Genomic DNA, 12,432 nt, shown 5'->3' on the forward strand with positions numbered 1-12,432 from the left:
GTTTTTCTTGAAGCGTAGGGTGGCAAATTGTATGGTATATTCGGCGCTGATCATCGTCACATCGGCTATGACTTCCAGGCAGATTCCGAGAGCCAGTACCACGCAACCGATAACCAGCGAGATGATTTTCATATAATAGGCTTCCGGGGAGAATCCGGCAGTCATCCACATGCCGAGGTCGGTAAAGACAGACAATACGAAGGCCACCGGAAACTGCATGAGGAGTTCCATTTTCCGCTCCATGATGCCTCTTCTGCCCAGCAACAGCAGTTGCATGCCTATCAGTACGAGGGTGAACAGGAAAAAGTACGTACCCAGGCTGACGGGGGTGTGAAGACTGGCTACGTAGGGCACACTCGTGATAGGGGAGGTACCCAGATTTGAACGGGTGATGAGGCTGATACCACATGCGATGATAAAGAGTGAGATACCGAATACCAGGTATCGCCGAAAGAGTTCGGCTTTGTGCTTTTTACGACTTTCTTCCATTAAATGTGACTGTTTTATTTGACGCCGCAAAGATGTTTCATTATTTTTGTTCCTAAATTACATATCAAGACATAAATCATGCAATTTACGCCAGACGACTTAGTGACCGAGGAGCGGATTTCTTCAATTGATGCCATGTCGGTCGAGGAAGTGTTCACCAAGGTGACCGGGAGGGAAGAAGTGAACCTGCACCCTCATTGCCACGACCGCCATCAGATAATTTATATCCTTTCGGGGACACTTCATGTGGAAGTGGGAGGGGGCAGCTATTTTGTGACCGACCGTCACCTGGTGTGGATACCCGGAGGAACCTTGCACCGTCTTTCCAGTAACAACCGGCAGATAACCCTGCTGACCAGTTATGTTTGTCTGGAGCATTCCCATGAAGAAGAATTTGCCATTGACCGTACCGATGAACTGATAGCCCGCAACCTGAAGTTCATCAGTACTTTTCACAGCTTGTCCAAGTGGGCTGAACCGGAAATCTTTTCGTTTGCCAGAAGCTTTTTTCAGGTGCTGCCCCGTATCTGTCAGAAAGCCACGTTTCCCACCCAGCCGTTTATTCTGGCAAAGGATAGTCGTCTGTTGCCCGTATTGGAATATATGAAGACAAATCTGCATCAGGACCTGACCCTTGAGCAGGTGGCTTCCCATTTTGGATTCTCGGTACGCAGTCTGACCCGGTTGTTCACCAGTTCGGGCATCCGTTTCGTACACTATCTCAACTACCAGCGTGTGGTGCGTGCCATCGAGATTCTGACCGATAACGTCCTGAACATCGAGCAGACGGCTTACAAAGTGGGATTTAACTCGCCTAACAGCTTCAGCAGGGTGTTCAAGCAGATTACCGGAGAGGCACCTTCGGCTTATTTGCGCAGGCAATAGTGTCTCAGCAGTTTTTTCGTATCCTTTTGCAGATAAGCAAAATTCCTCCTACCTTTGACTCTGGTAATTTATAAACTGAAATCCTATGAAAACAGAATACGAAAAAATGCGCAGTCAGGAACTCTATTATTTTTCCGACCCTGAAATACACGCCAGTTTGATGCATGCCAAGAAAGTCTGTGCACGATTGCAGACGATGACCATTTATGACGATGATTACCGCCAGGTGATGGAAGACCTTATTCCAGGTATCCCGAAAAACACCACTATCTGTCCCCCGTTCCATTGTGACCACGGCAACGGCATAATCCTGGGTGAGAATGTATTCATGAACTACGACTGCATCATGCTCGACGGAGCTTATATCCGCATTGGGAAGAATACGCTGATAGGTCCTCATTGCCAGTTCTACACGCCCCAGCATCCCATGGACCATGTGGAACGCCGTGAGGAGAAGGAAACGTCTTATCCCATTACGGTGGGCGAGGACTGCTGGCTGGGTGGCAATGTGGTGGTATGTCCGGGGGTGACCATCGGCAACCGCTGTATCATTGCGGCGGGCAGTGTGGTAACCCGTGACATTCCCGACGATTCCCTGGCAGCAGGTGTGCCGGCAGTGGTGAAAAAAAGCCTGAAAAAATAATTTGCTTTCTACGGTACATAAATAAAAAGCTCCCCGAAGCATACTCTTTTTTGTCCTGATAAATTCTCTGTACCACACTGTGGCTTTTATATCCCACACTGTGAAATATGTATCCCACAGTGTGGTTTTTGTATCCCACACTGTGGGACAGAGAAAATGCAGGTAGTGAGAGACTTTTTTCATAGACGAGTTTTCCTTTTTATGGGAGAGAATTTAGTGTTTTTTAGGACAAGGTTGGGTGAAAAAACTTAACTTTGTGCGAAACAAACCTTTAGACTATGAATGTAAGACTCTTCTTGATGGTGGGCTGTGTGGCAGGAATGTGTGCTGCTTGTACCCATAAAGGAGCTGGATCCAATACTGATAATCAGATTGTTGTGCATACGCTTATCTTGGAGGCAGACAGTCTGATGCGGAGCGATTCCTTGTTCTGGAATACGCCGGTCGACAGAGCACATCCGCGTGTTTGCATTCAGGATGCCTTGATTCGGGAAAAATTGGACAGCGCCATTTCGTTGCGTCCCGACAAGCAGACTTACCTTTTGAAATATACTTATTTACTCCGTAGCTGGCGTCTGCCGGAGGTGTTGTCGTTGCTTCGAGAGATGGACGCCTGCATGCGCGATTCCATGTCGGCAGATTTGCTGAGTCTGAAAGCGGTGTTGGAGGATTATCAAGGAGATTCGGTTGTAGCCCGAAAAGATTTTCTGCGGGCGGATTCAGCCTATGGAGTCAAAGTGCAGGAAGTGGCCCAAGATTCTTTAATGTACGGGTTTGTCCGCTTGGAAAAGGCGTTGAATTTTTCGCTGATGAAGAACGATTTTCGTGTACTCCAGGAGGAAATCACGTTTTATGAACGGGTGAATGGCAAGGCTGTCCACGGAATGGAGCAGTGGAAGAATCTGACAGATAAAAGAGCATATTATCGGCAGGTGTTCGGTCAACCGGAATAAGCAGGATAAGTAATGGAAATCACGGAACGGATTATCATAGAACAACTGAAACGAGGCAATGAGGAGGCTTATAAGCACCTCTATCGTCATCATTATGCACTGTTGTGTCACGTGGCCCGTGAGTATGTAGGCGATGATTTTCTGGCTGAGACACTGGTAGGCGATGTCATTTTCCATTTGTGGGAAGTGCGTGCGGAACTCGATATTCAGGTTTCGCTACGGAGTTATCTGGTGCGTGCCGTACGGAATCACTGCATGGATTATCTGGGCTCCAAGAAAGAACGGACGGAAGTGGCTTTTTCTGCCATTCCGGAAGAAGGGGAAATGCGTTACTTGCTGTCGGACGATTACCCGTTGGGTAGTCTGCTGGAGCATGAGCTGGAGGAAAAAATTTATCAGGCCATTCATCATTTACCGGAGATCTGCCGGAAAGTTTTCGTGAAAAGTCGTTTCGAGGGGAAAAAATACGAAGAGATTGCCACGGAACTGAATATCTCTGTTAATACGGTGAAGTACCACATAAAGAGTGCGTTGGCCTCGCTGCATGCCGAACTGGGGAAATACCTGCTGGCTCTTCTGCTGTTTTTTTCACCTTCAAATAAAAAAACAATATTTCTTGCCTACCCGCGTAGGCAAAATTTTCGTCTCACTTATAGAAACCCTGAAAATGGAAGAAAGAAATTCACATATCGACGAACTGATTGCGGTGTTTTTGAGCAGAGGATTAGACAAGGAAGCGCGCGAGGAACTGGAGGCATGGATCTCTGCTTCCGAAGACAACCGCCGTTATTTCATGCAGCAGCAGGAAATTTGGTTTTCCGCTGTGCAGGAAGAAGAACGTATGCGATATGACGCCGACCAGGCTTTCGAGGCTTTCCGCCAACGGGTGGCCGAACATCGGACTCCGAAACAGCCGAAGAGGGTTATCGGATGGAAGTCTGTGTTCAAATATGCGGCAGCGGTGTTGGTGGTAGGGCTTGTCTCTTTCTTCTCTTATCAGAAGGGAGAAAGTAACCTGAAAGAGGCCTTGACTCAGGTAGAGGTGGAAGCTCCTTTGGGAGCACAGACCCGTCTTCGTTTGCCCGATGGTACGCTGGTGGTGCTGAATGCCGGTTCGCGTTTGGTATATCCGCAGGATTTCGGAGTAGATAATAGGGAAGTGGAACTGAGTGGAGAAGGCTATTTTGAGGTAGCTCGCAACGAAAAGCTTCCTTTTCATGTGCAAACGCCTTCCTTGTCGGTCCGAGTACTGGGTACCAAGTTTAATTTTCGTGACTATCCGAATGATGAGGAAGCGGTGATTGCTTTGTTGGAAGGAAAAGTGGCGTTGGGAAACCGTCTTCGCGAAGAGGCCGAGATTATTCTGCTTCCGGATGAGCAGGTGACACTGGATAAGGAAGAGGGGCATATGAAAAAGAAATCTACAAAGGTGAAGAATAGCTTGGAATGGACTTCCGGTAGATTATTTTTTGATGAAATGCCTTTACCAGAAGTGGCTAAGATTTTGGAACGGAGTTATGGCGTGCATATCACCTTTGCTACGGACTCATTGCGTGATCTCCGTTTCTATGGGAGTTTTAGCCGTAGTGAACAAGATATTAAAGATATATTGCAGGCTTTGGTAAAAACTGGAAAAGTACGTTATACGCAAACTGAAAAAGAAATAACCTTATATTAACCGATTGTTAAACACATTAAAAACCTTAAATGTTATGCAAAAAGTAGATTCTTAATTTAACATTTGAAGAAAGGATATAAAACCGGAAGAAAGGGAAGTTCTTCCGGCATACCTTAGTCCTTTCTAACCTGCTAGTTGTAAGATGTATTTCTAAGGAATGTGGCAAAAGTAATAAAACATTCCTTGTAAACATCTTTTATTAGAAGTTTTTAATCTTAAAATCTTAAGCTTATGAATTACAGGAAAAAAGCCATGTTAATGGCCGGAGCTTTGCTATGCCTTAATTTGAGTATATACTCTCAGAGTGTATCGTTAAAGATGAACAATGTTCCAGTAAAAAAAGCAATAGCTGAATTACAAACCAAGAGTGGGTATTCTTTTGTATATATAGCCGGTGATTTGGATACTGACTGTATGGTTTCTGTTAATGCAAATGAATTGAAAGATGCTGTGAATCAGATTCTAAAGGGGCAGAATGTCTCATACGAGATTCAAGGGAAAAATATTGTTGTTAAGAAAGTGAATCAGCAGCAACCGGTTTCAGGGAAAAAGAAAAAAGTTACTGGAGTTGTGAAAGATGTAAGTGGTGAACCAATTATTGGTGCCACCGTAATAGAAAAAGGTACTACCAATGGGACAGTAACAGACTTTGATGGTAAATATACATTGGATCTTTCGGAAAATGGCATACTGTCTATTAGTTATATCGGATATAAAAGTCAGGAATTCGCATCTTCTCAAATTAAATCGGGAACGCTATCCGTTACTTTGAAAGAAGATACAGAAGTAATGGACGAGGTGGTTGTAGTGGGATTTGGTACACAGAAAAAAGTAAATTTAACAGGATCTGTGAGCGTAGTTGATGACAAGGAACTTCAAAATCGACCGGTTACCAATGCCTCTCAAGCTTTACAAGGTGTCGTTCCTGGTTTGCAGATAACTCAGTCTAGTGGTGATTTAAATAGTGCACCTAGTATAAATATACGTGGCGTTTCCACGATTGGTGAAGGGTCAAGTGGTAGTCCTTTGGTGTTGATTGATGGCATGGAGGGTGATTTGAACTCTTTAAATCCACAGGATATTGCGAGTATATCTGTTTTGAAGGATGCGGCAGCTTCTTCTATTTATGGTTCACGTGCTCCTTTTGGTGTGATACTGGTGACTACTAAGTCTGGTTCTACTGGAGGTAAAACACGATTTAATTATAATAATAGTTTTAGATGGGCAACTCCTATCCGAATGACTCATTCAATGAATTCTGTAGATTTTGGAAGCTGGGTGAATGATGCCAACACTAATGGGGGAGGTGGAATTTATTTCTCTAAAGAACGTATGGATAAGATTGTAGCATTCCGCAATGCGAAACCTTATGGTCCTGGAACTCGTATTACAGAAGATGGAACAATCTTGTATGGTATTCCCGCTAAGGCTGATGGATATTGGGAAGATGGATTTGCAGAAGGTATTGACGATGTAGATTGGTTCACTGCTATTTTTAAAACTTGGACGTTTTCTCAAGAACATAATCTGAGTGTGAATGGAGGTAATGAGAAGCTGAACTATTATGTAAGTTTAAACTATTTAGGTCAGGGAGGTTTCATGAATCTTGCGGATGATGGTCTTGACAGATACAATGGAACAGCTAAAATATCTTCGAAGATTGCGGATTGGTTGCAAATGAACTATACGATGCGTTTTACTCGTGAAGATTATTTACGCCCTACAGGTCTTAACGATGCATTATATGATGCCATGGGATGGCCGGTTCTGTCATTGTATGATGCAAACGGTTATTATTATTCTACTCCTTCTCCTTCTTTGGGAATTGCAGAAGGTGGTAAGACGACTCAGCAAACGGATAATATTTATCATCAGTTAGGTTTCTTGATAGAACCCATAAAGAACTGGAAAACACATATTGATTTGAACTATAGAATTAAGAATCAGAATGAACATGTGGATAAACAGATGTTATATAATCATGATGTAAATGGAAATCCGTATGTGTATGACAAGACTTCGTATGTGAGTGAATCTAATTTGAAGGAAAATTACTTTAATGTAAATATTTATTCTGATTATACTTTCTCTGTAAATGATGTACATAATCTTCATGTAATGGTTGGTTTTCAGGCAGAGAACTTAAATCAGAAGTATTATAGTTTGTTAAGGAACGGGATTATGTTTCCTGGTAAACCAGATGTAGATTTGACTACAGGATTGGATTATGATGGAAATCCTGTTACTCCAGAAGTCAGTGGATATAGGAATTCTTGGTCAACGGCAGGATTCTTTGGTCGTTTTAACTATAATTATAATGACAAATATTTGTTTGAAGCCAATCTGAGATACGATGGTACTTCGAGATTTCAGAAAGGAAATCAATGGAAATTGTTCCCTTCTTTCTCTCTTGGTTGGAATATTGCCAGAGAAGAGTTCTTTGAACCTTTGTCTTCTGTGATTGGGACTTTAAAATTGAGAGGTTCATACGGTACGCTTGGAAACCAAAATACAACAAACTGGTATCAGACTTATCAGACAATGGTGGTGGGCTCCGCAAATGGTGAATGGATGATGAATGGCAGAAGGCCTAATACTGCAACTGTACCAGGATTAGTATCTCCGCTGTTGACATGGGAAACAATCGAATCATATAATATTGGATTGGACTGGGGATTGTTGAGTAACAGACTTACTGGAAGTTTTGAATATTATGTAAGAAACACGAAGAATATGATTGGTAATGCACCTGAATTACCAGCTATTCTGGGTACAGCTGTTCCTGTGACCAACAATACAGACTTGCGAACAAAAGGATGGGAATTTTCTATCGGATGGAATGACCTGCTTGGAAATGGCTTTAGCTATGGAGCTAAGTTTAATCTTTCGGATGCCCGTTCATTTATTACAAGATATCCGAACAACCCAACTAAGTCTATCTCTACTTACATTGAAGGACGGGAAATCAATGAAATCTGGGGATATGTAACAAAAGGATTGGCTAGAACTGATGCTCAGATGACTGAACATCTTCAGAGTTTGCCGAACGGAGGTCAGGATGCATTGGGTTCCGACTGGCGGGCTGGAGATATTATGTATGCAGATATAGATGGAGACGGAAAGATTTCTAGTGGTTCTGGAAGATTGGGAGATACGGGAGATATGAAAGTAATCGGTAACAGTACTCCGAGATTTTTGTTTGGTTTGGACTTATATGCCAGTTGGAAGGGATTTGATATTAGAATGTTTTTCCAGGGCGTTATGAAGAGAGACTTCTGGCAAGGAAGTGGTTATCTCTTTGGAGCTAACAGTCGAGGAATGTGGAGTTCTTTCGGTATTTCGGATGTGCATGATTACTTTAGAGATGAAAACACTTGGTCTGTAAAAGAAGGATACCAGACTGCCAACATTAATGCTTACCTTCCACGCCCATTGTATAACGACAAGAACTTGCAGACTCAGACAGGATATTTGCAGAATGCTGCTTATATCAGACTGAAGAACCTGCAAATCGGATATACTTTGCCTAAATCAGTAGTTTCTAAGATTGGAATTCAAGATTTGAGAATTTACTTCTCTGGAGAGAATTTGTGGACGGGAACAAGTCTGGTAAAACAGTTTGACCCAGAAACTATCTCTAGTGGTGTAGGAGGTATTGGGTATCCTTTGTCTAGAACATTATCTTGTGGTTTAAATGTTTCATTTTAATAGTATCTTATTATGAATAAAAATATAATCTTATGTTGTATTGCTGCAGCATCAACATTAATGCTTAGCTCATGTGAAGATTTCTTGGATAAGGAGCCGCTGTCTTCTGTTGTTCCAACAGAATATTACAAGGATGAGGCACAGATTCAGGCTGCTGTGAATCAGCTTTATACTGCGGTATTGCCTTCTCACACTAATTGGAGTTTTGGTATTTTTGGTTTGGATAGTGGTACGGATAATCAGGTTGGATTTGACCCGGAGATAAAATATACAAAAGGTCAGTGGAAAGTAGCACTGGAAAATGACAACTGGAATTGGGAAAATATACATAATATAAATTATTCATTGAAACAGTCACTCACTAATTATAATAATAAAGAGGTGACTGGTTCTGAGAAGAATATCCGTCAATATATTGGTGAATTGTATTTTTTAAGAGCCTATGCATATTTTACCATGTTGCAGAAATGGGGAGATTTGCCTATTATAAAAGAAGATTTGCCTTTGGATGAGGAATACCTAATCAGTATGAATAAGCGTTCTCCAAGAAACGAGGTGGCTAGGTTTATTTTAGAGGATTTGGGGTATGCGGTAGAATACATGAGTGATAATTTTGATGCTCGTAAAAATCGTATATCTCCAGATGTAGCGAAACTGTTGGAATCTAGAGTCGCTTTATTTGAAGCTTCTTGGTTGGAAAACTTTAAAGGTACAGCGTTTGTGCCGAATGGAGAAGGATGGCCTGGTAAATCGAAAGACTACAATGCAGATTATGAATATCCGTCGGGCTCGATAGACAAGGAAATTGAGTATTTCCTACAAACAGCTGTTACCAGTGCAGAAGCTGTGGCCGAGAAATATAAGAATAATCTGACTAAGAATACGGGAGAAGTTCCACAATCAGAAACGGATCCGGACAATCCTTATTTCAGTATGTTTGGAAATACTGATATGTCTACTTATCCAGATGTTCTGCTATGGCGTGAATATAGCAAAGGACTCGGGATAGTAAATAATGTGGAAGTTGGCATTCAGCATGGAAATAATGGGGTAGGATTGACTAGAAGTATGATAGAGTCTTTTGTTATGAAGGATGGAAAACCGCATTATGCCTCTCATACTGGCTTTGTTTATAATGATGAAACGTTGGCAAATATTAGAGAGAATGCTGATCCTAGATTAAAAATATTCTTGAAGGAGCCTAATCAGAAAAATTTGTTTAAGAATATGACTTCTCAGGAAACTCATGGAGTGGAAGTGGAACCTTATCCAGATATTACGAATATGAATGCGGAAAAAGGTTATAGCACTGGATATACCATTCGAAAGGGAGGTACGTTTGATAAGGATTTGTGTGGAAATGGTAATGGATATACAGGGGCTGTAGTGTTTAGAGCCACAGAAGCTTTGTTGAATTATATGGAGGCTGAGTATTTGTTGACAAAAAATCTGGCTTCAGGGAAAATCCTAGAATATTGGAATTTGGTTCGGGAAGCGGCTGGATTTAGTGATGTAGCAGCTGATCCGTATACCATGATTAATGCCACAGAAATGGATAAAGAAACTTTAGATTGGGGAGCTTATACAGCAGGCCATTTGTTGCAAGATAGAAATTTGTATAATATTCGTCGCGAACGTCGTTGTGAGTTAATGGCCGAAGGATTACGTTGGATGGATTTGATACGTTGGAGATCAATGGATCAGATGATAAGCAAACCTTATCATGTGGAAGGTTTTCATTTGTGGAACACTCCAATGCAGAGCTGGTATGCTGCGGAAAATTTAGTAGATGATGGTTCTTCTTCAGCTACAGTTTCAAATGTGAGTCTTAGTGAATATTTGAGACCTTTTGAAAAGAATATGACGTCTGGTAACTTATATCGTGATGGTTTCGTTTGGTTTATGGCTCATTATCTTGAACCTCTTCCAATAAAACAATTCCAGTTGACTTCTTCAGATCGAGTTACTGTTGAACAGTCTACTTTGTACCAAAATCCGTATTGGCCGTTGAAGGCAGATTCTCCAGCAGAACAGTAAGACTGGCAGAATTGTCTTAAAAGAACGTAAGGATAGGGCCGATTAGCATTGTAAGCTGGTCGGCCTTTTATTTCTTAGAAGTTGAGATTTTTTTGATAAGTATCGATTTCCTCCTATAATCCCACATTTTCATCCTATCTTATTTCGAGGTTTTCTATCTACATTTGTTTTTGTAAATCGAATCACGGGATTATCCGAAAAAAACGAATCGTAAATTCTTAGAAAACAAAAAAATAGGCATGAATCAATTTGTATTATTAAGCTGTTTGTGGCTGGGAGCCTGTGCAACGGCTTTTTCTCAGCAGACCAGTGGGGTGAACTATCAGTTGGAACCCATGCCGTCGGTGCGTAAGCCACTGCCGGAGAACTCTGTTCCGATGGGGGACAGCCAGACATTTGAGGAAGTAAAACTGAATTTACCAATTACCGCCGGGCCGTATGAACCCACGTGGGCATCGATAGAGTCCAACTATCCGGGTACACCCGAATGGTTGCGGGATTCCAAGTTCGGAATATGGATTCATTTCGGACCGCAGTCGGCTGGAGAGAGTGGCGACTGGTATGCCCGCAAAATGTATGTGGAAGGAACGCCGGCTTACGAGAACCATCTGAAAAACTATGGGCATCCTTCGGAAGTGGGCTACAAGGAGGTGCTACGCGACTGGAACCCGAAGAAGTTCAATCCCAAAGAATTAGTGGATATTTACAAGGATGCCGGCGCACGGTTTTTGATTATTCAGGGAGTACACCATGACCAGTTTGACTTATGGAACTCCAAATATCAGGCTTGGAATGCTACCCGCCTGGGACCGAAACGGGACTTGATTGGTGAGTGGGAGAAAGCGGCAAGAGAAGCGGGTATCCGTTTCGGACTCACTTTCCATCATGAATACTCCTGGTGGTGGTGGCAGACGGCTTTCCAGTGTGACACGAAGGGTGAAAAGAAGGGAGTGCCTTACGATGGGAACCTGACCTTGGCTGACGGAAAAGGAAAATGGTGGGAAGGACTGGACCCCAGATATCTTTACGGCATCAATCTGAGAGAGTATGAAACGGTGGCTGAGGCAGCCAATTCCCGTTGGTCTCCTCCCAAGGCAGGTATTTTTAGCGGGCATCTGGCGTATGCGGAATGGTATGCGAAATGGTGGGCCTTGCGCATGATGGATGCCGTGGATAAATATAACCCGGATTTCATTTATACCGATGGTACGGACCAGCAGCCTTTCAGTGGTTCCGGTACGGGTACGGGGTATAAGTGTGATGCCATGCAGCGGGTGATTGCGGATTTCTATAACAAAACTTTGGCTCGTCGTGGAAAGGTGGATGTGTTCAGCATCGTGAAGTTCCGCAAGCAGACGAACGGTACGGTGAATACGTGTGAATCAGGAATTCCTGAGAATATCAAGACCGACCAGGCTTGGATTGCAGAAACCCCGGTAGGCGACTGGTTCTATGGCCCGAATTTCGTGTACAGTTCGGATGCGATGATACGTTACCTGTTGGAGATTGTGGCACGTGACGGCTCGGTAGGGGTATCTATTCCGTTGCGTCCCGACGGCTCATTGGATGAAGGCTGCGTGAAGATGCTGAAAGAGGTCGGCCAATGGATACGGGTGAACGGACAAGGTATTTACGGCAGTTCAGCCTGGCGTGTATTGGGTGAAGGAAAAGACGGTAAGCTGAATGTGTTGCCGGGTGGATTCATCGGGGGCAGTCAGGCTAATCATATCTTCTATTCTACGGATTTCCGTTTTACGGTAGGAAAAGACAAGGCCTTGTATGCCTGGTGCATGACGGTGCCGAAACCGGGAGAGACTTTGAAGATTGTGTCTTTGGGTACGAACTCCACAGTGGAAAAGAAGCAGGTGACTTCGGTGGAACTGTTGGGTATGGAAGGTGATAAAATAGAATGGAAACAGGAGGCAGACGGATTGCGTATTGTGTATCCGGAGTCTGCTTCTTTGAAGACGGCTGTCGGATTCCGGGTTGTATGTGAATGAAGATAGCGGTTAATAAAAGGCATGAAACAAAAAATGCGG

8 protein-coding genes and 1 pseudogene are annotated in these 12,432 nt (G+C 43.1%); 8 read left to right on the forward strand and 1 reads right to left on the reverse strand.

The annotated features are described in order from the left end of the window. The coding region (locus tag OCV81_RS09220) for a YczE/YyaS/YitT family protein (RefSeq protein ID WP_394802530.1) at positions 1–489 on the reverse strand (489 nt) is incomplete at its 3' end. 78 nt (positions 490–567) lie between these two features. Here OCV81_RS09220 and OCV81_RS09225 point away from each other — a divergent pair. From OCV81_RS09225 to OCV81_RS09260, 8 genes and pseudogenes are all read left to right on the forward strand, one after another. Beyond that, the gene (locus OCV81_RS09225; protein WP_148329763.1) at positions 568–1,374 is read left to right on the forward strand and encodes an AraC family transcriptional regulator; all 807 of its coding nucleotides are present in this window, start codon (positions 568–570) and stop codon (positions 1,372–1,374) included. A gap of 85 nt (positions 1,375–1,459) precedes the next feature. Further along, on the forward strand, positions 1,460–2,017 hold the full coding sequence (locus OCV81_RS09230; protein WP_148329764.1) for a sugar O-acetyltransferase: 558 nt from the start codon (positions 1,460–1,462) through the stop codon (positions 2,015–2,017). A gap of 278 nt (positions 2,018–2,295) precedes the next feature. Next, complete coding sequence (locus tag OCV81_RS09235; protein ID WP_148329765.1) at positions 2,296–2,970, forward strand: hypothetical protein; 675 nt, start codon at positions 2,296–2,298, stop codon at positions 2,968–2,970. Between the two features lie 12 nt (positions 2,971–2,982). After that, positions 2,983–3,561: pseudogene (locus OCV81_RS09240) on the forward strand (RNA polymerase sigma-70 factor); the annotation flags it as partial. A gap of 76 nt (positions 3,562–3,637) precedes the next feature. Continuing rightward, positions 3,638–4,648, forward strand: a complete 1,011-nt coding sequence (locus OCV81_RS09245; RefSeq protein WP_148329767.1) for a FecR family protein — start codon at positions 3,638–3,640, stop codon at positions 4,646–4,648. A 231-nt stretch (positions 4,649–4,879) separates the two neighbouring features. Next, complete coding sequence (locus OCV81_RS09250; protein ID WP_262640298.1) at positions 4,880–8,356, forward strand: TonB-dependent receptor; 3,477 nt, start codon at positions 4,880–4,882, stop codon at positions 8,354–8,356. A gap of 12 nt (positions 8,357–8,368) precedes the next feature. Beyond that, positions 8,369–10,393: a RagB/SusD family nutrient uptake outer membrane protein gene (locus OCV81_RS09255; protein ID WP_148329768.1), complete on the forward strand. Its 2,025-nt coding sequence runs from the start codon at positions 8,369–8,371 to the stop codon at positions 10,391–10,393. Positions 10,394–10,632: 239 nt separating this feature from the next. After that, complete coding sequence (locus OCV81_RS09260; RefSeq protein WP_148329769.1) at positions 10,633–12,393, forward strand: alpha-L-fucosidase; 1,761 nt, start codon at positions 10,633–10,635, stop codon at positions 12,391–12,393. Positions 12,394–12,432: the final 39 nt, after the last annotated feature.

It is taken from the genome of Phocaeicola fibrisolvens (assembly GCF_025567125.1).
In the GTDB taxonomy this organism is placed as follows: domain Bacteria; phylum Bacteroidota; class Bacteroidia; order Bacteroidales; family Bacteroidaceae; genus Phocaeicola; species Phocaeicola fibrisolvens.